Consider the following 25,018-nt stretch of genomic DNA (forward strand, 5'->3'; position numbering starts at 1 on the left):
TAGCTGTATTACATTTACGTCATCTTCCCCACAGGTTGATTATTTTTATATATGATCATAAGGACATCTTTTATGTACCTCAGAAGGTAATTACACATGAATATATTAATCACGGCCACTGCGTTTACAGCTTTATTTTGTGGGGCAGCTTTTGCTCAGTCCAGTGATATTGCCCATGAAGCACATCGATTTGTTAATAATGCCTCAGCCGTCAGTCATGTGAACTCCTCGACGCATGAAAACTTACCGGACAGGGTTAATAAAAACAACACGCCCTCATTCTCTGAAATGAATGAACATGAAAGGGCCATTGTTGCTCATTCATTTATGAACAACAGCGCGTCCTATGCGCATCAGAAAATGATTGAGGAACATAAAAAAATGCTGTCCGGCAGTGATGCAAATTCAAAGACCTCGTCTTCTTCTTTTAACGAACTGAATGCCGGAGAAAAAGCCGCTCTCGTGCATGAGCAGGTCAATAATGCCGGTGCGGAAGCACATCAGACGCAGGCAAGAAAGCTTCGCGGGCTGTATTCGACCAGGTAACTGCAGGCGGGTTAGTGCTTAGCGTCAGGTGCGCAGCAGGGCTTTACTGACGGGTTACGTAGCAGGACATGAGCCCCATATTGCTCTGCCGTAACCTGTTTCAGTCCCGTTAATCATCACCGTCGGGCTGGTCATACAGTTCCCAGAGCTTCAGGAGCAAACGGGAAACAAGATATGTTACAAAAATGACGACCATCAACGGTGCTCCCGATTAACTGACAGATGACACGCCTCCTGAAAACCCCTAGCATACGCCGCAGTGTTCATGCTAACGGCGAATTCCAGTAAATGTATTCTACCGATGTCGTAAAAGAAAATGCCTACCTTTCAGCCACCCGCTCGGGGCTGGAATCGAACGAGATCGCTACTCTTCAGCGCTCCTTGCCTTCCCGGTTTAATCTGCGGCATTTGAAAAAAAATGAATCATTAAAACTCGTACTGCAAAAGAAAGCGGGAAAATCACGTGTCGTGGCCTATAAATTTACGTCCGGTTCATTTAATTACACGGCGTATCGTATATCAGATAAAAAGTTCTATAACCTTTCCGATACTTCCGGGAAAGGCAGTCTCGATTATCCGTTACCGGCCACAGCAAGACTCAGTTCGCCTTTCAATCCTGCAAGACTTAACCCGGTATCGGGAAAAGTGAGTCCCCATAATGGCATTGATTATTCCATGCCCATGAACACGAAAATAGTCAGCGTCATCGACGGAAAAATCACCCGGGCCGAATACAACAGCACCATGGGATATTTTGTTGAAGTAACAGGAAAAGCCGGTGTTAAAACTCGCTATCTCCACCTCAATAAAATACTCGTTACTAAAGGGGCCAGGGTTACCCGGGGAGGCGCTATTGCGTTATCCGGTAACAGCGGACGTTCATCCGGTCCTCATCTGCATTACGAGCTGGTCATCAATAACAATCCTGTTAACTCACTGGCGTTCCGGGCAGCGGCACCCGCTGATAACAAACTTGAACAGCATGCCTTTGCGCATGCCAGAGACTACGAACGATACCTGGACTGATAACGGGGCCGCGACGCGGCCCCGTCTGCCGGATTAATTTTTTTTATCGTTTTCACTTCCTTGATGTTGATGATCTCCATGCCCTCCGTGGCCGTGGAAAAGATGCATTAGCGGGCAGACCAGCAATAACAGATATGGCCAGTAACCTGCCACATGTGACCAGTGTTCGCGCAGGAGGGCAAATGCCGCGATCGCGGCGACAGCAATAAGCGCATAGGTGGTACTTTTCATACTGGACTCCTTCTGTTCGTAACAGCCCCTTCACTCAGTGTTATTTCCCGAGCCTGACACTTTTCAGACGCAACGCATTCACAATGACGCTGACGGAGGAAAGAGCCATGGCCGCCGCCGCAATAACTGGCGACAGCAGTATTCCATACACAGGATAAAGCAGGCCTGCAGCCACAGGCACGCCAAGTGCGTTGTAGATAAATGCAAAAAACAGATTCTGTCGGATATTTTTCATGGTGATTTCTGACAGATGACGGGCCCTGTTCAGTATCATCAAGTCGCCTTTGAGAAGGGTGACTCCGGCACTTTCAATTGCCACATCTGTACCCGTTCCCATGGCTATGCCCACGTCAGCCGCTGCCAGCGCCGGGGCATCATTTACACCGTCCCCCGCCATCGCAACCACATGACCAGACGCTTTCAGTCGGGTTATCACTGCTTTTTTGCCGTCAGGCAGAACCCCGGCTTCAACCTCATCTATTCCCAGTTTCCGTGCGACTGCTTCAGCAGTAAGCTGGTTATCCCCGGTGAGCATAACAATGCGGATCCCCGCCTGTCGCAAAGCTTTAAGCGCATCCGGCGTGGTTGCTTTCACGGGATCCGAGATAGCTATCAGGCCTGCAAGGTACCCATCTGTGGCCACATAGATAACGGTAGCGCCTTCCATCCGCAACGTATCCGCAACGGCCTTTTGATTATCAATAACGATACTGTTTTCCTGCATAGCCAGTTCATTACCAATAACAACCCGTTGACCTTCAACATCGCCTGAAACACCTTTCCCCGACGGAGCATTGAAATCACTGACTGCGGGTATCATGATCCCCCTGTGCTGGGCTGCCCGGACTACAGCCATACCCAGCGGATGCTGCGAGCCTTTTTCCACTGCGGCCGCTACACGTAAAAGAGATGCTTCCCCACCCGGATTGAGACTGATAATCCCTGTCACCGTAGGCGAACCTTCCGTGAGCGTGCCTGTTTTGTCGACAACCAGCGTGTCCACTTTTTCAAGACGTTCAAGGGCTTCGGCATTCCTGATTAACACCCCGGCCTGGGCTCCTTTGCCTACCCCCACCATTATCGACATCGGTGTGGCCAGCCCCAGTGCGCAGGGGCAGGCAATAATCAGGACCGACACAGCCGCAATCAGACCGTGCGCCATCCTGGGCTCGGGCCCCCAGACAGACCAGATCACGAAAGCAACAACCGCGATAAGTATCACCAGAGGAACAAACCAGCCTGAAACGCTGTCAGCCATTCTCTGGATGGGGGCACGCGAACGCTGTGCATCAGCGACCATCTGAACAATTCGTGAGAGCATCGTTTCATCACCGACTTTCTCTGCACGGATGATAAGACTACCTGTCTGATTAATCGTCCCCCCAATGACAGGGTCACCCTTCGTTTTGGTAACCGGCATAGACTCCCCGGTCACCATCGATTCATCAACGGTTGTTTTGCCTTCGATCACGATACCGTCGACCGGAATACTCTCTCCAGGTCTGATGCGGAGCTTATCGCCAGGCAGGACATCTTCCGCATTAATATCCGTTTCATGACCGTCATGATCCAGCCGTCTGGCGGTTTTGGGGGCAAGGTTCAGAAGCGCAGTAATGGCGCCTGAGGTTTGTTCCCGTGCCCGCAGCTCAAGAACCTGTCCCAGCAGAACAAGCACCGTAATAACTGCTGCGGCTTCAAAATAAACGGCCACCAGGCCATCCATGTTTCTGAACGATGCAGGAAACCAGGAGGGGAAGACGGTTGCAATGACGCTGTAAACCCAGGCTACGCCGGTCCCCATTGCAACAAGGGTAAACATATTCAGGGAGCGGTTACGTAACGACATTCCGGCCCGGGCGAAGAATGGCCAGCCACACCACAACACGACAGGGGAGGCCAGAAGCAACTGCAGCCATGTGTTGTACTGTGGCGGTACTGTATTCCTCAAGTCGGGAAACAGATGAGATCCCATTTCGAGTACCAGAACCGGAAACGCCAGCAACAACCCCAGCCAGAAGCGTCTTGTCATGTCGTGAAGTTCATCACTCGGCCCCGTGGATGCCGTAGCTACGAGCGGCTCCAGTGCCATTCCACAGACAGGACAGCTTCCGGGACCACTGCGGCGTATCTCCGGGTGCATCGGACATGTCCACACACCTTCAGAATTCTCTTTTTCCGCCTGGTGGTGAGGCTGTTTTATCTGATCAGGGCTGACTTCGTGATGATCGTGGTGATGGTGATGGGAATGTTCACTGGCATCTTCGGTAAGATAACGATCGGGATGGGCTTTAAATTTACTCTCACAGCTGGCGGAGCAGAAATAAAGTTGATGGTCCTGGTATCGAATGCTGCTGTGCGCCCTGTCGGGCAGGATGGCCATCCCGCACACGGGATCTCTCACCTTATGCAATACGTGGCCCTCGTCCGGGGATAATGTCTGCTCAGAAGCAGTCTGGTTGTTGTGTTGCACTGCATTGTCATTTTTCACAGTAACTCTCCTTATGCATACCGAAGCATCTTCTGTCTTCAGGGTATGTCATGGATGCGATTACCACGAATATCGCCGGCACAGGAGTGCCTGCTACCGGCGTCCCGTTATCAGCCGTTCCGCTGACTATTCGATTCGCTGGAAGACTTTTTTACTTCCATCCGGTGAGAATGCGATAACATCGTAAGCCTCTTTTCGGGCTCCCATCTCCATTCCAGGACTTCCTGCTGGCATACCGGGGGTGGCGAGACCGTATATACCCGAACCAGACTGCATTGCCTTATGTATCGTTGTCGCAGGCACATGGCCTTCAATGATCAAATTACCGGCAACCGCGGTATGACAACTTCGTAGTCCTGCAGGAATAGCATGCTTTTCTTTCAGGGCTGACAGCGCCTGATCATTCATGACGTGAGTTCGTACTTCAAACCCGTCTTTTTCCATCGCTTTGCCCCACAGGGAACAACAGCCACAGTTTTCAGATTTGTACATATCAATGACTTTTTCACTCGCCATTGCAGGCAGTGACAGGCCGAGAGCCAGGGCCATTAGAATCACTTTTTTCATACTCACCTCTGTATATTATCGATATAAACCCTGACGTCAGGGTGAATCAGTGCAGAAGGACGCCCACTGGGGGCGCCCTTTCAGGGTTATGACACGCTTTTTTTATGTCTGCGCAGCCAGATTAATTTGTAGGCGGCAGGAATAATGAACAGGGACAGCAGCGGAGCCGTGATCATCCCACCAATCATTGGCGCAGCAATACGGCTCATGACTTCTGAACCTGCGCCGGTTCCCCAGAGTATTGGCAGCAGACCCGCAATGATCACCGCCACGGTCATGGCTTTCGGCCGGACACGCAGTACGGCACCATGATAGAGGGCTTCATCAAGACCTTCCGGTGTGAACGTCTCTTTACGGGACAATTCCGGGTGCGCTTCAATGGCATGACGCAGATACATCAGCATGACCACGCCAAACTCTGCTGCCACCCCGGCCAGGGCGATAAACCCGGTTCCGGTCGCCACTGACATATGGAAGCCCTGCCAGTACAGGAACCATATTCCGCCAACCAGGGCGAACGGCAGGCTCATCAGGATCAGCAGGGCTTCGTCAACCCGGCGGAATGCCAGATACAACAGGATGAAAATGATCATCACCGTCATCGGCACCATCAGCTTCAGTTTCTTGTTGGCATGCTCAAGCAGTTCAAACTGTCCGGAGAATGCCACACTGGTTCCCGGTCTCAGTTTCACTTTCTCGCTGATGGCCGTCTTAATGTCGTTAACCACCGACACCATGTCCCTGCCGCGGGCATCAACATAAATCCAGCTGGCTGGCCGGGCATTTTCGGTTTTCAGCATGGTTGGTCCAGAAACGACGTTAATATCCGCGACATCGCCCAGCGTGATCTGCTGCTTCATCGGGGTCAGGATCGGCATCTGTTTCAGCGCCTGCGGACTGTTCCGGTAATCCTGCGGGTAGCGAATGTTAATAGGGTACCGGGCCACCCCTTCAACCGTCTCACCCACCATAGCACCTCCGATTGCTGAAGAGACGAACAGCTGGACATCACCTACCGTCATCCCGTAGCGGGAGGCTTTCTCCCGGTTGATATCGATATCGATGTAGCGCCCGCCCTCAAGTCGCTCAGCCAGGACAGACACCACGCCAGGCACGGTTTTGGCTACCGCCTCGATACTCTGCGCCGTCGCGTCGATATCGGACAGAACAGTCCCGGACACTTTGATACCTATCGGGCTTTTGATCCCGGTTGAGAGCATATCAATACGGTTACGGATAGGCGGCACCCAGAGGTTTGCCAGACCAGGTAAACGGACTGTCCTGTCGAGTTCATCAATAATCTTGTCAATTGTCATGCCGGGACGCCACTGATCCTCAGGTTTGAGCTGGATCGTGGTTTCCACCATTTCGAGCGGCGCGGAATCCGTTGCGGTCTCTGCTTTACCGGTCTTGCCAAATACAGAAGCCACTTCAGGAACGCTTTTGATTAACTTGTCTGTTGTCTGCAGGAGCGCTGCAGCTTCTGCCGGAGAGACGCCAGGCAAGGTCGACGGCATATACAGCAGATCGCCCTCGTTAATCTTCGGCAGAAATTCACCGCCCACCTGACTCAGTGGCCAGATAACCGTGAAAATGGACAAGGCCGCAACCAGCAGGGTTGTTTTTGGCCAGTGGAGGACCCGCAGCAGCAAAGGATGATACGCTTTGATCAGCACCCGGTTCAGGGGGTTACTTGTCTCGGCAGGAATTTTCCCCCGGATCCAGAATCCCATCAGAATAGGAATGACGATGATGGCCAGTGCGGCCGCTCCCGCCATGGAGTACGTTTTCGTGAATGCCAGCGGGCCAAACAGACGACCTTCCTGCCCTTCCAGGGTAAAGATAGGAATAAAGGACAGGGTGATGATCAGCAGGCTAATGAACAACGCGGGTCCCACTTCCACGGAGGCGTCGGTAATCACCTTCCAGCGGGTGGCGTTGTCAATCTGCTCACCCGGATGCTGATGATCCCACTCCTCAAGCCGTTTGTGCGCATTTTCAATCATCACAATGGCGGCATCCACCATCGCACCGACGGCAATCGCTATCCCTCCCAGCGACATGATATTGGCGTTCAGTCCCTGGAAGTGCATGACGATAAAGGCGATACACAGGCCAAGCGGCAGAGAGATAATCGCCACCAGGGCAGAACGTACGTGCCACAGGAACAGAGCACAGACGATGGCCACCACGATAAACTCTTCCAGAAGTTTGGAGCTGAGGTTATCAATCGCCCGGTCGATTAACTGGCTGCGATCGTAGGTGGTCACGATTTCAACGCCTTCCGGCAGGCTGGCCTTCAGCGTCTCCAGTTTATCCCTCACTGCCGTGATAACGTCGCGCGCATTTTTACCCGACCGCAGGATCACCACGCCGCCGGCGACTTCTCCCTGGCCGTTCAGCTCGGCAATACCACGCCTCATTTCGGGCCCGGTCTGCACGCGGGCAACATCCCGCAGATAAACCGGCACGCCGTTCTCACCTGTTTTCAGGACGATGTTATTAAAATCATCAATGCTCTGAAGATAACCGCTGGCACGGACCATATACTCCGCTTCGGCCATTTCAACGGATGAGCCACCGGCCTCCTGGTTAGACGATTCAAGTGCCTGTTTCACTTCGGGCAGGCTGATACCGTACTGGGACAGTTTTACCGGATTGACCTGAATCTGGTACTGTTTCACCACGCCGCCAACCGAAGCGACCTCAGCCACGTTCGGGATGGTTTTCAGCTCAAATTTCAGGAACCAGTCCTGCAGAGAGCGCAGTTCTGAAAGGTCGTGTTTTCCGTTGCGATCGACAAGGGCATATTCAAATATCCAGCCCACTCCCGTGGCGTCCGGGCCGATTTCAGAGCTCACACCCGCAGGCAGTTTGCCCTGAACCTGATTCAGGTATTCCAGCACGCGCGAACGGGCCCAGTACAGATCGGTGCCGTCTTCAAAAATGACATACACATACGAATCACCGAACTGTGAAAAGCCACGCACGGTTTTTGCGCCAGGTACGGACAGCATGGTGGTGGTAAGCGGATAGGTGACCTGGTTTTCTACAATCTGCGGGGCCTGTCCGGGATAGCTGGTTTTAATAATGACCTGCACATCTGACAGGTCAGGCAGCGCATCGACCGGCGTGTTAATTATCGTCCATGTGCCCCAGATGCTGAGAAACAGTGCGCCCATCATGACCAGGAAACGGTTGGCGACAGAGCGCCGGATAATCCATTCAATCATCGTCGTCTCCTCAGTGCCCTGAATGCATATTTACAGGCTGCTCAGACATTGCTGGCATACTGTTTTCTGTTTTTTCAGGGTGGCGCATACGTTCCAGCGCGCCCGTAATATTGGCTTCGGAGTCAATGAGGAACAGGCCACTGACCACCACGGTATCGCCTTCATTCAGGCCGGAGCCAATGCCGGACTGTTGCTGTGATTCATGCAGAACGTGGATCTGTTTCGGCACAAACTTGCCTTCATCATCAACAGTAATCACGCGCTGTTCTTTGCCGGTATCGATAACGGCCTGGCTTGGTATCAGCAGCATCTCCTGGCTCTTGGTATTCAGTTTCAGATAGGCATTCATGCCCGGCTTGAGAAACTCATCCTTATTAGAAACCTGAAGACGGACCTGAAGCGTACGGGTTGTCTGATCCACGCTGGGAAGAATGTTCCATTTTTCGACATGGAATGTTTTATCCGGATAAGCCGGTACCGAAATTTCAAACTGCGACGTATCTTTCAGCAGATATGCGATAGATTCTGGCACTGCAGCGCTGATCCAGACCGGGTCCATCCCCTGAATCTGAGCCACTACTTTATCTTTCGAAATATTCATTCCGGTGCGCAGGTCAAACGCAGTAATGACACCATCAATAGGTGCTTTAATGGTAAAACGGGTCTGGATTGTGCGGGTTGAACGCAGCCTTTGAATATCCTCTTCCGGCATACCAGCCAGACGAAGTCGCTCCAGAACCCCTTTTATCTGGGTTGACGTACCGCCTGTACCGGATAACAGCAGGAACTCACTTTGTGCCTCAACCCATTCAGGAATGGTGATATCGATAAGCGGAGTGCCTTTCTTCACATGATCGCCAATCGTCAGGGGATACACTTTTTCGACGAAACCGTCAGAGCGCGCCTGCACAATGACAAACTGATACTCGTTGTAACTGACATTAGCCGGGATTGTCTGAGAATAATTCAGCATTCCTCGCGTGACTTTTTGCGTTTTTAATCCCAGATTCTGAACCTGCGTTGGATCGATACGGATCCCGCCACTGCTTTTATCGCCGCTTTCATCAGCATATTTTGGCACCAGGTCCATATCCATAAAGGGAGATTTTCCGGGTTTATCAAATTTGGTATCCGGTTTCATCGGGTCATACCAGAAAAGTACCTTTCGCTCCGGTGCCTTTTGTTCGGTTTGTACTGTTTTTTGTGATGAGTTTACATACTGCCAGGCAGTAACCGATATCAGCCCCCCTGCTATGAGGCTGCTGATAATTATTGCAGCATATTTTATCTTTAAAGAAGCCATACAATTTCTCGCTGAAAAATCAAAACACCTGGCATATGCGCCCGATCATTCATTCACAGTAATCCCTTAATGAATGTTCAGGCGCACTGGATGTATTCGCTCCGGACTGATAATCAGGATTGCGTAACGTTAATGCTTTTGAGTAAGGAGATATTGCCCTGCTGAATAAACGAGAAATCGACATGGTTGCCGGTTTTCAGGGCATTGATAGCGTCGTCTGCATTAACAAAAGTGAAGCGCATGGTCATTGCAGGCCAGCCCACAGCAGGGATTGCTTCGTGCGAAATGGTAATCTTTTTACTATTCATATCAATGTCTTTAACGACACCGGTGCCCTTGATAACCTGCTGTACCGAAGCATCACTGGCAGCATTCATATCGCCATGCTGATGTGTTTCAGCATGAAGACCGGCAGAAAACATGACAGAGAAGGCACCAAATAAAACGGCTTTAAGTGAATTACGCATTTTTAATTTCCTGATTAATTAAATAAATTTACTCTACCCAACCGCCACCGAGCGCGGTAAACAGATTAATTTCGTTAACCTGTCGGGAATAGGTAAGATCGAGAATGGTTTGCTGCGTAGCGAAGAGGGAACGTTCTGCATCCAGCACTTCGATGTAACTGACAGCACCACTTGCATATAATCCTCTGGCACGCTGGAGAGTTATCTGAAGTGAATCAAGATAACGCTGCTGTGACTCAAGTTGCTGGCTAAGGCTGTCGCGCAGCGCAAGCGTGTCGGAAACATCCTTAAAGGCTGACTGAATTTTTTGTTCGTAATTAACCACCGATTGTTGCTGGCGAATTTCAGCCAGCTTCAGATTGGCTTTATTCCTGCCAGCATTAAAAATAGGAATTTCAATTTTAGGGATAAAATTCCACATTCCACTTCCTGACGTAAACAGGCTTGACAGCTCCGTACTGCTTGCGGAAAGACCACTGGTCAGGGTAATGGAGGGGAAAAAGGCCGCTCGCGCTGCGCCAATATTGGCATCAGCCGCTTTCAGCTGATATTCCGCTTCCATAATATCCGGTCGCTGCAGCAAAATTTGTGAAGATAGATTTGGTGGCAATTTTACTGGTGCGATCTCCCCGCCTTTCATCCCTTTTTCTGACGGAAGTGCGCGGTACGTTCCCAGCACCAGTTGCAGGGCATTGTTTGCCTGAGCCAGATCGCCTTCTCGTTTGGCTATTTCGGCGCGGGTACTTTCGATTTGTCCTCTCGCCTGTTCAAGTGCCAGAACGTTCGTACTCCCGGTCACGAGCTGTTGCTCAACGAAAGCATAGGACTGTTCATAATTTTTCAGCGTTTCCCGCGCAATACGGAGTTGTTCGTACGCCAGTTGCTGGCTGAAATAGCTCTGTGAAACGTTGGAGACCAGCAGGATGTGTACGGCCCGACGGGCTTCTTCGCTGGCAAAGTAGTTCTGGCGGTCAGCATCACTCATGTTCTTAAGTTTGCCGAAAAAATCGAGCTCATAGCTGAGCTCCAGTCTCGCGTCGTACTCCTGTGTGGTCGGCTTGTCACCTTTCAGACCACCGCTGTATGTTATCCCGGATGAGGCATTCAGCTGGGGATAACGATCTGCATCCGTGACGTTGAACTGGGCTCGGGCCTCTTCAACCTTCAGGGCAGCCATTCTCAAATCACGGTTATTAGTCAGAGCTTCACCGATCAACCGGGTAACCTGGGGATCGACAAAAAAGTTACGCCAGCCCGTATCCTGATAGCCATTTACCGCTGGCGTCAGGCTGTTATGGGACAGTGAAAACTGCTGGGGTACCGGTGCTGCGGGCCGCTGATATTCAGGCGCAAGCGACACGCAGCCTGCCAGGATGAATATCGTGCTAATGCTGAGTAATTTTAATTTGAACATAACGCTTCTCGTCCAGGCAGACCTGGTAAATGGTTCAAATGAAGTCCAGAGTATTGATAGGGGTACTTTACCTAACGCTCTCTGTTTGCCGGGTGACAGGATAATGACAATGTTGTCATTTTTGCTGTAATCCGTTGATAACGATCGTGGGCGCAATAGAATGACATTAGCAGCCAGCCGGGGAGCAAGATGAAAATATTGATCGTCGAAGACGAAATTAAAACAGGTGAATATCTCAGCAAAGGGCTTACAGAGGCAGGGTTCGTAGTGGATCACGCTGATAATGGTCTTACCGGATATCATCTCGCCATGACAGCCGAGTATGATTTAGTCATTCTGGATATCATGCTACCTGATGTGAACGGCTGGGATATCATCCGCATGCTGCGCACTGCCGGAAAGGGTATGCCGGTCTTACTGCTGACAGCCCTCGGCACGATCGAACATAGGGTCAAAGGACTGGAACTGGGTGCGGACGATTATCTGGTTAAACCCTTTGCGTTTGCCGAACTGCTCGCCCGGGTGAGAACCCTTCTGAGGCGGGGAAACACGATGATCACGGAAAGCCAGTTTAAGGTGGCTGACCTCTCGATTGATCTCGTATCCAGAAAAGTCAGTCGCGCCGGAAACCGCATTGTGCTCACCAGTAAAGAGTTCAGCCTGCTGGAATTCTTCATTCGCCATCAGGGAGAGGTTCTTCCCCGCTCCCTGATTGCCTCTCAGGTCTGGGACATGAATTTTGACAGCGACACTAATGCGATCGATGTCGCAGTAAAGCGACTCCGCGCTAAAATAGACAACGATTACGGGACAAAGCTGATCCAGACAGTCCGGGGCGTGGGCTACATGCTGGAGGTCCCGGATGCATAGCAAACCTTCCAGACGCCCTTTCTCACTCGCTCTGCGGCTGACCTTTTTTATCAGCCTGTCCACGATACTGGCTTTTATCGCCTTCACCTGGTTTATGCTGCATTCTGTTGAAAATCATTTTGCCGAGCAGGATGTCAGCGATCTTCAACAAATCAGCACCACACTGAACCGTATACTGCAGTCCCCGGTGGATCCGGATGATAAAAAAATAAGCAAAATAAAGGAATCAATTGCCAGCTACCGCAACGTTGCCCTTTTGCTCCTCAATCCCAGGGGTGAAGTGCTCTTTAGCTCAGCTCAGGGGGCGGCACTACGCCCGGCAGTGAATTCAGCAGATTTTAGCGAGCACAGCCGCGCACGGGATGTCTTTCTCTGGACGGTGGAGGATCCTGCGGGACCGATGGATACCGGGTCCGAAATGAAGATGGAAACATACAGGATTATCGCCTCCTCTGGCCAGGCGACATTTCAGGGCAAACAGCAGAACTATGTCATGCTGACTGGCCTCTCCATTAATTTCCATCTCCATTACCTCGATGCGCTGAAAAAAAATCTGATTGCGATTGCCGTCGTGATAAGCCTGCTGATTGTTCTGATCATTCGCATTGCTGTCCGTCAGGGGCACCTGCCCCTTCGTAATGTCAGCAATGCCATTAAAAACATCACCTCCGAGAATCTTGATGCGCGGCTGGAACCGACACGCGTTCCCATTGAGCTGGAGCAGCTGGTTATCTCGTTCAATCATATGATTGGAAAGATTGAGGATGTTTTTACCCGCCAGGCCAATTTCTCTGCCGATATCGCGCACGAGATCAGAACACCCATCACCAATCTGGTGACGCAGACTGAAATCGCTCTGAGTCAGGATCGAACGCAGAAGGAACTTGAGGATGTCCTCTATTCCAGCCTTGAAGAGTATAACCGGATGACCAAAATGGTCAGCGACATGCTGTTCCTGGCACAGGCGGACAATAATCAGCTGATACCTGACAGGGTTCGGTTTGACCTCAGAGCAGAAGTCATGAAAGTCTTCGAGTTTTTCGAAGCCTGGGCCGAAGAACGCAATATTATGCTCAAATTTAACGGGATGCCCTGCCTGGTTGAGGGAGATCCACAAATGTTCAGAAGAGCGATCAATAATCTGTTATCCAACGCCCTGCGTTATACCCCAGAGGGACAGGCAATCACCGTCTCAATAAGAGAGCAGGAGAGCTTTTTTGACCTTGTGATTGAAAATCCGGGGAAACCAATCCCTGAAGAGCATTTATCAAGGTTGTTTGACCGTTTTTATCGGGTGGATCCGTCCAGACAACGAAAAGGAGAAGGCAGCGGCATCGGCCTTGCGATTGTGAAGTCAATCGTGGAAGCACATCACGGAAGAGTGCAGGTGGAATCGGACGTACACTCAACGCGTTTTATCTTATCCGTGCCCAGACTGGAGAAAATGATTCCGGACACCCAGTGCTGGGAATAAAGATTTAAATGACAAAGATGTCATTAGCCTGTCATGCAGCAAACAGAAGCCATTCGATATAATTAGTGCAACTTATCAGGAAGGCTGGATTGCTTTATCAATATCCGGCGTCAGTGGACGCCAGGAAATGAATATCCAGTCCCCTCCCGGAGAAATAAACACTTCCGAACCTGTTTCAGTTATGGAACTGAAAACACCGGTTGTACTCCCCCGGACATCACTAATTAAGAAATGGAGAGTTATCATGAAAAATATCGTATTAGCATCCTTGCTGGGCTTTGGCTTAATTTCTTCGGCCTGGGCCACTGAAACCGTGAATATCCATGAGCGGGTCAACAATGCACAGGCACCTGCTCACCAGATGCAGTCTGCTGCGGCTCCTGTCGGGATCCAGGGGACTGCACCTCGTATGGCCGGTATGGACCAGCATGAACAGGCCATTATTGCTCATGAAACCATGACGAACGGGTCGGCGGATGCGCACCAGAAAATGGTGGAAAGTCATCAGAGGATGATGGGAAGTCAGACCGTTTCCCCTACCGGGCCGTCGAAGTCATTAGCGGCAATGAATGAGCATGAAAGAGCTGCAGTTGCCCATGAATTTATGAATAACGGTCAGTCTGGCCCACATCAGGCCATGGCCGAAGCGCATCGTCGCATGCTCAGTGCAGGCTGACGGCGAGGGAAGTATCTGTGCTGTCCTTATTTCCTTGATAGATTTTTCCGTAACCGGATATATGGCAACATCTTTGCCCCCTACAGGGGGCATTTTTATCAGATTCTGCTACAGTTAACGGGCATCAACGCTAAAAGGATATTTTTTATGAAAGCCAGAAACACTTTATTTGCAGTATTAATGTTATCCCTGCCAGCGATTTCAGCAGAACATTCAGAAATGAAAATGACTGATATGTCTACCTCGGCTTCGTCACAGGAATATATGGCTGGCATGAAAGACATGCATGACAAAATGATGGCTGCCGTAAATGAGTCCGATCCCGACAAGGCTTTTGCGAAAGGCATGGTAGCGCACCATGAAGGGGCAATAGCAATGGCTGAGACCGAGCTCAAATACGGAAAAGATCCGAAAATGAGAAAGCTCGCGCAGGACATCATTAAAGCTCAAAAAGGTGAAATTGAGCAGATGAATAAATGGCTTGATAGTCAAAAGTAAACATTGTAGAAATGTCACGACAAGCGTGATTTTACATCGTTCCTGGGCGCGGGAGTCGGTTAATCTTTATATAATTCAAACCCGATTAATTTCGGGTTTTTACTACTCTGTACTCCGGTCCTTTGTTGAGGACCGGAATATATGCACCTGAGATGCTTATTTAATACATTATCTCGTCATGGATACAATGTCGCTCAGGATCTCAACCAGCTCGCTTCTCTCCTGCGTTCCGTCATGATAGGTTGATCTTGAGATGATTCTTTCTGATGTCATCTGAGGCCAGAATTTATCTAGTACATTATCGGGTTTCATTCCCACAGCCCGGCCGATTATTTTTTTAGCGTCACAGGTGTCCGTAAACGTGACGGCTACACCAGTAATTTCCTCGATAAGATCCGGGCACAGATAGTTTTCTATCTCACGTTTGCGCGTAGCGAAAAATACCTTACCGGCCTCCTCTACTTCTTTTTTACGCTTCTGGATGGACAGAACCTGTGCAGGGTCTCCCCCAATATCGGAGTCCAGAAATACGCACCAGGGAAGCCCCAGATCTTTGGCCAGATTCAATGTAACCCAGTGTTTGACGCTACCACACCCTCCTATGAGGACTGGCACTATTTTCACGTCCTCCAGAGAGGCTGGCAGCGCACCTGACTGTTTTAATGAACTGGCCGCATGCCTCAGGAAAGTAACATCCGACTTTCCCTCTACCAGAACAATCCCCTGCGCCCTTTCCATACCGGTCTCTGGCAGCACCCCCAGGCTTTCAGTGGCTTCCTTCAGCACTGCGTCATCCGGCATTTTTACTACGGGTTCACCCGCCTCATTTCGGGTAACATAACGTACGCCTTCGACAGGGATTAATCCGGCCAGCGCCGGGACATGGGTGGTGACGATAATCTGACGGTGCGGCTGGCCTGCCAGTGCCAGTAACGCTTTCATCAGCATCATCTGATAGTTCGGATGCTGTGACGTTTCAGGCTCCTCTATGGCATAAATCACATTTCTGGGCGTCCCCGCGACATTCTTTTCAGCCTCAGCCCGAAAAAAATTCAACAGGATAAGCCTCCTTATCCCGCTGCCGCGCTTATTGATGGGGATGCCATTTTCCCCGTCCAGGGTGAAATTGAAGGTCCACTTGGGTTTCTCCTTAAATCGTGGAGTCAGTTCACTGGCGAGTTCGGGGGCCATTTCACGTAATTTATCCAGCGTTCTCTGTGCGACATCCAGGACGCTGTCCTGAATCTCATTTTCCAGCGCTGTAATTTTGTCCTGCAGCGCAGCCTGAGCGTCTTTTACGGCCTGCTGTAAGGGGTTTTTAGCTTCGGAATCCCCGTCGCTGCTTTCCCTGTCGGCTTTGAAAATCGCATACGTGGGCAGCAAATCGAGGATCTTACCCCATAATGATTTTGTGTCGGTTCCGAACTCTTTATCGACATCCAGCATAATTTCCGAACAGGTATAGGGGGCTGCGGCTTCCCTGATGGCCTGACGCCATAACGATGCAGTGCGTTTATCCGCCACATTTTTTTCAACTTCTTTTCCCACCGCCTTGAGCTCAGAAATTTTCATGCCCAGTAAATTTCTCAGGGGCTCCTCATCCGGGTGGATGCAGCGGATGCAGGTCTGCTCCGGTTTTCCTGAGGTCGTTGCTTTAAACGTTTTGACGATTTCAAAATTGCCGTCCTCATTCAGCAGATGTTCTGAGGCGAGCGTGGTCTGCACCCTGTCGTCGATCATGATAAAATCGGGCAGGTCATCAAATTCACAGGCTATTTCAAAACGGCCGTCCCCTTCTCTTAGGCTGAAACAGTTCATGTCATTCTTGTCAGCCTTCATTCCTTCTGTTTCAAAAAAAATAGCCAGCGCTTCCAGAAGCGTTGATTTCCCAAAGTCATTACGACCGACAATACCCGTCATGCTTTCATCAATAATGATTTCAGTAGAGTTTCTGTAGCCTCTGAAGTTTTTCAGTTTTAATTTTCTGAGCCGCATATGAAGTCCTGTGTGTAAGAAAGCGTTTTGCTGCAACCTGAATACAAAATATATTTTCAAATGCCTGCCAACAAGCAGGGATAACCGTTATTCAGAATATCTTAACGACATTTCGGGATTATGATCTGGTCGCGCTTTCAGAACTTTACTGCCCCTCAAAACACCGGAAACTAACTTGTGGTTGGTTACATGGCAAAGTTAAAACTCCAGAATCACGGTAATGATTTCAATGCTTATTATATTTTTTGGAATTGACTCATGAGCTTTATAATTTAAATGATAATAATAACCATTCTTTTATGCGTAATATTTGCTACTGACACTGATGAATTTAAAAGAAGATAGATTTTCATTTACGGATTATTTCCTAAATTCATCGATAATGTGATCGACATAAAATTTTCACTGAAGAATGAAGAGATAATTTAAGGCCGAGCGAAATAGCTCAAAATGGTGTATTTAACATAACAGAAGAAATGAAAGGCTCTATCGCAACCTGATACTTCAGGCCGCTAAGGGGTTAATCTTGTTGAAGAAAAATTAGACCGGGAAGCGCCAGGCGTCACCATTTCTCCCGCCTGGCTGGAAGTGAAGAATAATTGTGCATAGCTCCGTATTCGGGCTTTGCATCTGACAATGGTTCCCTGGATGAAAGTACGATCTCCACTCCAAGGACGCTGAACACCCTAAACAAACGCTCAAAACCCGCACTTGCAGGGTTGGCCTCTAGTCGGGCATAAGTTTGCTGTGTTATACCCAAACGTTCAGAAACATCTTTTTGCGTCAGTCCATTGGCTTTGCGAAAGCCGATTAAAACAGGACGTAACTGATTCAAAGTCTTCAAAGCGTATTGAGTGTTCATAAGTGACCTTCCGTATCGACGGGTTAACAAGCATAACGCAGGGATTTACAGCATATAGGCTGTAATGCTCATTAACAGACTATAGGCTGTAATACGAATCCTGCCAAGATGCGGCATCTTTCAAATACAAGGCCGTATTGGGTAAGCAGTACACCGTTATATAGCACCCCTTGCCCCTTTGCTGGAGAGGGACCCACGTGATCGCAGGTCTTTTAGACGTTGTTGCTAACCGGCATCATACACAGGTGGTAACCCCCAGGGAAACTCTATGAGTGATAATTTATTCCTGCCCCAGTCAAAATATAAAACCTTATCTAACTAGCTTTCTTAGTATTTTATAAATGAAGTGAAATTAGCGAAGAAGTTTTACATTGTAAAGTGAGCAAAAATATTTACCATTCAACTGGCAAAATTTACAATCTGCAGCCCTTAGCCTGAGAAAATGCACATTAACAGAATAATCATCAAGTCCGATAGAGGCATAACTTACGTCCTCAAAAATATCAGAAATAAATGAGTTGAAATTACAAAAATTAACTTCACTTAACATCTTGAACACCGCAGAAATATATCTATCATGCATTATCTTGACTTCGATAACCTTAGATAAACTTGAATGCGACTTACATTTGAAGAGATCAAAGAGAAAGTAAATCAGCATATTTTTATTGTCCGAAATCCATTTTAAAATTTTATTACGTGCACATGGTAATATATACACTGGATTTTTGAAAGGGTTTGAAACGTCAACCACAAGGGAACAATAACCATGAGGATTTATTCCACTTATAATTAAGTCACTAAGTCCTTTCACTGCATTCAAATAGTTATCAAAACAAACCTCATATAAACTGGTACTATGAACTGCACATTTAGATTCAAACAACCATCTATGACGCAGATAACCAATGCCTTTAGAGTGTATATCTTCAACAATACATTTGTGACAGTAACGAATGTTTGAGATGTTTACCAATGGATATGAATTAGTTATGTGAAAATTTTTCCGACAGGCATCTTCAACAGCGTTAAAATACCCGTAAACACCAGAAGATAACGACACTATATTGGAAGTTAGTATATAACCATTTCTAGTGGCAAGAATGTCATATATATCCTGCAAGCTATGCAATTTGTACATATCAATCAGTTCGAAACGAGGAAAGGCATCGTACCTTAGTGCGCCATGCTTTGATATTATGTTCCTGCAATTGGATAAGTTATACATTATCTGTGAACGCAGAAGAAAACTGTGCCACAATTCATTTTCGTAAACCATATAACTCCCTCTTATTTAATTAGTTCCATTTTTCTGAGAAGTATCATTGTCATTGGTAGTTTATCTCTGTATTTCAAAAGCCAGCCATGCCCTCCCAGTAAAGCATCTAGACTTGTAAGTGACATCGAGTACTGCCCCTGAGATAAAACATCATTTATTAATGATGATGAGATAATATCTCTCTCGCTCCAGTCTACTCTTTTATTTTTATAGCATCGTATTGTTTTAGGAAGACAGGAATTAAGCCAGTCACATTCATGTTTATTTAGCCAATAGAAACTTGCATAACAACTTTCTTTGACTAACTTTCGTGTTATAGAAACGGATTGATTATGTATAAATCTTAATATTTTCTGCTTATGACGCCGTCTTAAAGAATCTTTTTTACATTTTTTACGCCATGAGCATAAACCGTAACAAGATGAAATTACAGAGGATACAGCTCCTTCCGATAATGAGTTTTTCTCAGCTATGGATGCCAGACTAAACCCCCTTACAGCCATAGACTTGATAAGCAATTCAGTGAATATATTAATTTTTGTGTTTCGCTTAAACGCCCTCAGGTATTTTTTATAAATAAGTGTTTTAATGTAACATCTGCTGCGACTAAATTCCTTCCCAAGTTTGCTAACACTAGTATTATTTTCAACTATATGAAAACTGTATTTCTTATGACTTTTAAAGATTTCTTTCTTTTTATTAGTACGACTTCCTGCATACGTTGGCCAGCAAGTATTTAACAAACAATAACAAAGCAAAAGATGCTTTGTGGGATGCTGACAACATTTGTCTTTGAGTATAGGCTCCCAGTAATGATAATCAGTTAGGGATGTTGGTATAAGTCCCGATGAACCCTCCCCAAATAACTGGCACTTAGCATAAACATGTGCGTAGAATACATTTTTCTTTAAATTTCCATCCAATGATAATAAATTCAACTTTTTAAGTACATCCATGTAATTGGGGTGTGTAATATCTTTTCTTCTGATTATATTTAGGGACTCATAACAAAACTTAGCAAAATCGAAGTCTATCTCATTGCTAAGTTGTTCTGTATACGAAACAGGAGGCATCAGTCCAATACGTATGTGCGGTGAAGAAGGGACATGGATGCTTTCAAGCGCTACCGGATGCCGATGGCAGGTTGTAACCCCATGAAGCTGATGCGCCAGATGCCAATAAGTAACACCATAATGAAAAGTATCTTCACGAGCGCAAACCGGGCAAAACTTCAATAGTGTGCGCTGCCCTAGTGAAAAATTACTAAGGCGGCACAATCGATTAAGCCTGGCAGGGGTCGTGTTGAAATCCATAATTTCATTACGACTGATTGGTAGTGCCCAGGCAAAAAGAGGGAGTAAAGTCTGTTCATGCCAGAGCTGATCTGCACTTTCGGATGTATGAAGAGAAATAGCCTTTAATCCTGAATTGAGAATTGGATGGACGTTCATATCAGGTTTGTTGAAAATGATCGTTAACAGAGAAGATGGGGACATACCGTACACGGTAGTTGTCCGACAAAACCGGCTGAACAAGGATTCATCAGGCAAAACAGGCAACATTCTCATTTCCCACACCTCTCTTTGACCGTTACGAACTGTTACCTCATTACAATTTATTAAGTGGATCTATATTTATAAGCCCGCAACGCTGAAGAGCATCGTAGGTATTTTTCTTTTCAGCTGTTCTGTTGATAACAAGATCGTGGTCAAGAGACAGTATTTTCTCGTCGAAATTGCGCAAAACCTCGTCTATTTTTCCTACGAATTCCTTGTGCTGTGGCCTGTCTATATCCCCAGGGATCAAAGACTTTAGGGACTTCTCTGCCATGATTTTAGCCGAAGCATCACCCTCATTAGATGCAGAGAGCCATTTAGCTTCCTCATCTTCAGTCGCGGCCCCCGGGAGTGGAGTATCCTTATATTCCTCCGTATGACTCACGAGTACCGGTACAGAGGCCGACAAGACTGCGCCAGTGATGATTTCATTGCCGCTACCGATAACCTTTAATTGTGCCCCCCGATAAATCATCTGAGCCAATCCAATATTGCCTTTAGATAAAATGAATAATTTTTCGTTTAACTCATCATTTAATGGAGTTTCAACATTTGTCCATTGTAATGGCCATAAATAATGAATAAACGATTGCCAGTCTTGTGAATCGTATCTAACATTCTTAATTTTCATGTAACCACCAGACTCTGCCCGCCTGGCAATTCTCATTTTCTTTGTCAGCGTCTCGTCAAAAGGATGATTTCCACAAAAAACCATAGATACCCCCATGGAATCTACAATTTCATGTAAAAAATCAATCAACTTACTCTCACCCCCGGTTCTTGAAAATTTAAGCCTCTGCATTTCATCAATAACAAGGATACCCAAAAATGATGATTTAATTCTTTGTGCAATCTGGCGAGCCAGAGCACCATTTCTAATCTCAGGTGTAGTTCGTTCAATACCAATTGCATCATCTAATTTTGTAAAATCTCTTCACAAAGGTCTCTCACACTTGAATTGTATGGACAATTAATCTTTACCCATACAATTTGCTTACTGAAGCCGGGAAAAACTCCTTTATAGCTGCTGTGTTCTATAATCTGAGGGAAATGATCCATGACTTGCTCAATCATGGTAGTTTTTCCAGAACCACTCATTCCAACTATCGTAATAGTTTCAGCCTGGGATTTAAAATATCCACTTTCTGGCTCAATATCAGGACGCTCATTTCCATAGTAATGAAGATATTGAATTGTTCCGCTTTTTAAAGGATTACGAGCTGCATAGCTTTCCCTAAGTGCCCGTAAGATCATCTTATAAGCCTGGATAAGATTGGTTTGAGGGCAACGGAATTTCTTTATACGTTCGACATACTGCTCTCTAACATTCGCCGGGGCAGTCCAGCGGATTTTTTCGTCAATTTCGGGGAAATAACTCATTTCCAGAAGTACTTCATCTTCCGTAAGCGCTTCAGGAAGTGCTTCAATTAAGGGATTGCCACGATACTCAGGTAACTCCTGTTCTTTATATATCGCTGAAACGCGCCGTATAAGGTTCATTATTCTGCGTCCTCAGTCTTCTTCTTACCTTTTAACCATCTTTGTTTCTCCTCCCGGCCAGGCAAAAGCAGAACATTACTGGATGAAGGAAGTAGGGGTTCAGATCTTCCATTAGCAACATGAGTTCGCCCTAATGAATCAAGTTCATTTTTCCTGTTCTTTTTAATATCTTTACCATGTACCCGGCGAGATTCGTATATTTCATTTAATCTTTCGTTACCTTTCCTGTTAAATTCATCTTTATTATTGATATTGCTGAGCGAATCCAGAGTAAATAAATTAATTTCTTTTTGAGTATCTACCCAATCAGCCATTACATCTGTATCAAGATGAGCTTTCCCTTTAAATACATCTCTTTTCTTAAGTAGGTAATGTTTTTTGAAAATGCTATTTTTGTCAAATCTTACATATATATAATCTACGCAATTGTCATCTATTCTTGCTTCACAAGTGGTTCTTCCAAATACTCTGACACCTGATGCAATTTCAGGATCACATTCATAAAAAAGATTATTGTACTGAATCCCACCGGCGGTAATGTTAGCGTTCACAGGGATTAACAATCGTGCGATCACTTCGTCGGCCCCAACGGCTCTTGCGCTGAATCTCCCGTGCTTTAAGCTTATCATCCAACTATTTTTTGGTGATATTACGAGATCATTTTCAATCAGTAAGGGATTGATATAAGCCAGTTCCTCATACGTTCTCTGATTATGTGCAAGTATCTCCCGAATCAGTAAAGACGTGACCTCCTGAATCGTTAAACAAGCCCTGGATTGCGGTGTTGGCTCTCCTTTAACAATCTTTCCCCTTCGTGTTGTTCCAATAAGCCTATGAATAACCTCATCATTCAGAATGCCGAAACAGCGTTCAACAATGCTTTTTCTGTCGCCTCTACCGACTGGCGCAAACTCAAGTTTTGTCAGGGGGGTCATCTCTTCCTGAGGTTTAAGACCAATCATCTCCCCGTTGTCACACATCAATGTTAATGGAATGTGAGAACAAGGCCAATCATCATCAGTAATAGAGATTCCAAATAATCTACAATATTCTTTTTTTGGCATAAAGCAATTTGCTAACGCTTGTCGGGCGGCTCGCCATGAAGCATGGTATAAAGAAACATGAAGGCCAACAATCATTCTTGTTGCACGATCCACCACTGTATAAATAGTAGGACGCCCAATGACTTTTCGTCTGTTTAAACTCGAAATAAGATGTACATCAGCGACAGTTGAGTCTATTTCGAAAACATCACCCGGCAAAACAGTTGTATTAGCCACACTACCTAAAAGCGCCCGCATTTTGAGGTCTATTTCTTTTTTCGTGTTCTTCTTATTTATCGAGAAATCTTTAGTGAAGAGTTTTTTATTCCAGTATGAAAATTGTTTTAAAGAAGGAACATATGGAGCTCTATTTTCTAGGTTTGCTGTTTTAATTTCATCCCTAAAATACAAATCAATATGTCTCTCTAATGTTTTCTTTATCGTATCTCCGTTAACTTTATAATGATACGTAATGAGAGATTTTCTAATATTATTTATATCTCTTTCATTAAGAATGAAAACACGTGATCGTTCATTAGGTAATGCTCTGTTTTTTTTGGAATTCCCAAGTTTAATTTCATGTTTGATTCTACTTTTCCCAGCGGCGCCACAGTTCGAGAATGCGGGTAGCAATGCATAAATATCCTGCCCATGTCGCCAATACAACGCCAGAAGCGTTCTGATAGTATATTGTGATATTTTTTTATTTCTTGAGTAATCCATTAAAAGGTGCGACTTTTTATGTAATGCATAGTCGAACAGAAACATTCTGTCATCTACAAGATCTTTAATGATATTGTAATTTTCATCTCGCCTTCCTCTGTCTTTATCTGTTAATTCTTTCTCATCTACTAACATATATGAAGGATATATATAATCTTTACAAGTTATGCTATTTGATTCAATATAATATTTAAACATTGAAAATGAGAAAGGGATTGGCTTACCCGTTCTTTCTGATTTTATTTTAAACAAAATTAACAAATCGACCTTTCTGTCAAAATCCAAAACACGGTAAAGTCCCTCTGCAAGCAAATCAGTGCCTTGAGAGAGCCAGACTGAATTCCTAATAATATCCATTTGAGTTCAGTCCTATATAGTGGTCATTGGAAATTATCTTTATCAGACCGGTTTCGAGTATTGGATATGATAAATCAACATTTATCATTTTTAATCCAATCATTGCCTGCAATAACATCATCGCTTCTTGTGCATCTACCCCAAAGATTGATGAAATCATTGCACGTAGTCCTACTATGGGATAAACATCTGGTTTAAGCTTCCATAGGATTTTATCAAGAGGATATTTATCATAAAATTCAGAACCATCTCTTAATACAGAAGTAGCCCAGCAAATGTTTTTACCGACGACGTTATTGAGTTCCGAGCCAACATAAATTTGAAACTCAACATCAATCAACTGCCAAAACATCCTCTCTATTTCAAGTTTTTGGGCTTCGCGTTCAGGTATGCTCTCGTTATGTTTTACTGCTATAGCTTTGTATCGAAGTCCGCCTTCAGGAGTTCTCAAGGTCAGTAAAAAATCGGTTGTCATAACATTCAGAACTTCGACAGGTACTCCTCTTACTCCCCTCACCATAGGATGTTGAAAATGTAGATGATTTGCTATTTGTTGGGTAAGCCGGAGAGGAAAGAGTGGGAATTGTTCCCGGATATCAATCACCGAGTCATTAAACTCAGCCAGATAGAAAAAGTTACTTTCGACAGAAGAAAGGAGATGATGGTTTCGAAACGTCTTAAGGCCAAAGACTATCGAACGGTTTCCACGGGATTTAACGTCCTGAGCTCTAAGCCAGGGCTGATAACTTTGGCCATAGCCCACTCCTATGCCGTCACCTAGCGCATTTTCATAATCCAAATAGGATTTGAGACGCCTACCCCTAGCCATGATCGTACCCTAAAAACGACATTGATACGTACCTATATGTGCATTTTATAGTCTCCAACCCTATAACCACACATTCAGTAA

19 protein-coding genes and 1 pseudogene are annotated in these 25,018 nt (G+C 46.4%); 6 read left to right on the forward strand and 14 right to left on the reverse strand.

Going from position 1 to position 25,018, the window contains the following annotated elements; all coding sequences use genetic code 11:
- Positions 1–96: 96 nt before the first annotated feature.
- A complete protein-coding gene (locus A4308_RS05710) occupies positions 97–546 on the forward strand; it encodes a copper resistance protein (RefSeq protein WP_001023232.1) in 450 nt (149 codons plus the stop codon).
- Between the two features lie 288 nt (positions 547–834).
- Positions 835–1,572 (forward strand): peptidoglycan DD-metalloendopeptidase family protein, encoded by a 738-nt coding sequence (locus A4308_RS05715; protein ID WP_000287501.1) that lies wholly within the window; start codon positions 835–837, stop codon positions 1,570–1,572.
- A 33-nt stretch (positions 1,573–1,605) separates the two neighbouring features.
- On the opposite strand, the gene A4308_RS05720 is transcribed toward A4308_RS05715, so the two are convergent.
- The 7 genes from A4308_RS05720 to silC all read right to left on the reverse strand — a co-directional run bounded on the left by A4308_RS05720 (position 1,606) and on the right by silC (position 11,275).
- Positions 1,606–1,803 (reverse strand): DUF2933 domain-containing protein, encoded by a 198-nt coding sequence (locus tag A4308_RS05720; RefSeq protein WP_000843497.1) that lies wholly within the window; start codon positions 1,801–1,803, stop codon positions 1,606–1,608.
- Between the two features lie 40 nt (positions 1,804–1,843).
- Positions 1,844–4,291: an Ag(+)-translocating P-type ATPase SilP gene (gene silP / locus A4308_RS05725; RefSeq protein WP_001514621.1), complete on the reverse strand. Its 2,448-nt coding sequence runs from the start codon at positions 4,289–4,291 to the stop codon at positions 1,844–1,846.
- Between the two features lie 126 nt (positions 4,292–4,417).
- On the reverse strand, positions 4,418–4,858 hold the full coding sequence (locus A4308_RS05730; protein WP_001618931.1) for a DUF411 domain-containing protein: 441 nt from the start codon (positions 4,856–4,858) through the stop codon (positions 4,418–4,420).
- An 86-nt stretch (positions 4,859–4,944) separates the two neighbouring features.
- Positions 4,945–8,091, reverse strand: a complete 3,147-nt coding sequence (gene silA, locus A4308_RS05735; RefSeq protein WP_000574021.1) for a Cu(+)/Ag(+) efflux RND transporter permease subunit SilA — start codon at positions 8,089–8,091, stop codon at positions 4,945–4,947.
- A gap of 10 nt (positions 8,092–8,101) precedes the next feature.
- Complete coding sequence (silB, locus tag A4308_RS05740) at positions 8,102–9,394, reverse strand: Cu(+)/Ag(+) efflux RND transporter periplasmic adaptor subunit SilB (RefSeq protein ID WP_001485328.1); 1,293 nt, start codon at positions 9,392–9,394, stop codon at positions 8,102–8,104.
- Between the two features lie 113 nt (positions 9,395–9,507).
- A complete protein-coding gene (gene cusF / locus A4308_RS05745) occupies positions 9,508–9,861 on the reverse strand; it encodes a cation efflux system protein CusF (protein ID WP_001246153.1) in 354 nt (117 codons plus the stop codon).
- Positions 9,862–9,889: 28 nt separating this feature from the next.
- Complete coding sequence (silC, locus tag A4308_RS05750) at positions 9,890–11,275, reverse strand: Cu(+)/Ag(+) efflux RND transporter outer membrane channel SilC (protein ID WP_000475503.1); 1,386 nt, start codon at positions 11,273–11,275, stop codon at positions 9,890–9,892.
- 189 nt (positions 11,276–11,464) lie between these two features.
- On the opposite strand from silC, the gene silR reads away from it, so the two are divergent.
- The 4 genes from silR to copM all read left to right on the forward strand — a co-directional run bounded on the left by silR (position 11,465) and on the right by copM (position 14,793).
- A complete protein-coding gene (gene silR, locus A4308_RS05760) occupies positions 11,465–12,145 on the forward strand; it encodes a copper/silver response regulator transcription factor SilR (RefSeq protein WP_000697969.1) in 681 nt (226 codons plus the stop codon).
- Positions 12,138–13,619, forward strand: a complete 1,482-nt coding sequence (silS, locus tag A4308_RS05765; RefSeq protein ID WP_001618933.1) for a copper/silver sensor histidine kinase SilS — start codon at positions 12,138–12,140, stop codon at positions 13,617–13,619. Before silR ends, silS begins: the two co-directional genes overlap by 8 nt.
- Before the next feature lie 244 nt (positions 13,620–13,863).
- On the forward strand, positions 13,864–14,295 hold the full coding sequence (silE, locus tag A4308_RS05770) for a silver-binding protein SilE (protein WP_000790485.1): 432 nt from the start codon (positions 13,864–13,866) through the stop codon (positions 14,293–14,295).
- 147 nt (positions 14,296–14,442) lie between these two features.
- Complete coding sequence (gene copM / locus A4308_RS05775; RefSeq protein WP_000647571.1) at positions 14,443–14,793, forward strand: CopM family metallochaperone; 351 nt, start codon at positions 14,443–14,445, stop codon at positions 14,791–14,793.
- 168 nt (positions 14,794–14,961) lie between these two features.
- Here copM and A4308_RS05780 read toward each other — a convergent pair whose 3' ends face one another.
- The 7 genes and pseudogenes from A4308_RS05780 to A4308_RS05815 all read right to left on the reverse strand — a co-directional run bounded on the left by A4308_RS05780 (position 14,962) and on the right by A4308_RS05815 (position 24,937).
- The gene (locus A4308_RS05780; protein ID WP_001239419.1) at positions 14,962–16,788 is read right to left on the reverse strand and encodes an AAA family ATPase; all 1,827 of its coding nucleotides are present in this window, start codon (positions 16,786–16,788) and stop codon (positions 14,962–14,964) included.
- A 562-nt stretch (positions 16,789–17,350) separates the two neighbouring features.
- Entirely contained in the window at positions 17,351–17,650 is a 300-nt protein-coding gene (locus A4308_RS05790) for a helix-turn-helix domain-containing protein (protein ID WP_001097216.1), read from the reverse strand.
- 352 nt (positions 17,651–18,002) lie between these two features.
- Complete coding sequence (locus tag A4308_RS05795) at positions 18,003–18,929, reverse strand: hypothetical protein (RefSeq protein ID WP_000262423.1); 927 nt, start codon at positions 18,927–18,929, stop codon at positions 18,003–18,005.
- An 11-nt stretch (positions 18,930–18,940) separates the two neighbouring features.
- Positions 18,941–20,497: a TnsD family Tn7-like transposition protein gene (locus A4308_RS05800; RefSeq protein ID WP_001618934.1), complete on the reverse strand. Its 1,557-nt coding sequence runs from the start codon at positions 20,495–20,497 to the stop codon at positions 18,941–18,943.
- Positions 20,498–20,537: 40 nt separating this feature from the next.
- Positions 20,538–21,985: pseudogene (locus tag A4308_RS05805) on the reverse strand (ATP-binding protein).
- Positions 21,985–24,108, reverse strand: a complete 2,124-nt coding sequence (locus A4308_RS05810; RefSeq protein WP_000351437.1) for a transposase — start codon at positions 24,106–24,108, stop codon at positions 21,985–21,987. Before A4308_RS05810 ends, A4308_RS05805 begins: the two are co-directional and overlap by 1 nt.
- Positions 24,095–24,937 carry a TnsA endonuclease N-terminal domain-containing protein gene (locus A4308_RS05815; RefSeq protein ID WP_000090708.1) on the reverse strand — a complete coding sequence of 281 codons (843 nt, stop codon included), beginning with the start codon at positions 24,935–24,937 and terminating at the stop codon, positions 24,095–24,097. The genes A4308_RS05810 and A4308_RS05815 overlap by 14 nt, the downstream gene beginning before the upstream one ends.
- Positions 24,938–25,018: the final 81 nt, after the last annotated feature.

The organism is Enterobacter sp. ODB01 (assembly GCF_001623605.1).
GTDB classification, from domain to species: Bacteria; Pseudomonadota; Gammaproteobacteria; order Enterobacterales; family Enterobacteriaceae; genus Enterobacter; species Enterobacter kobei.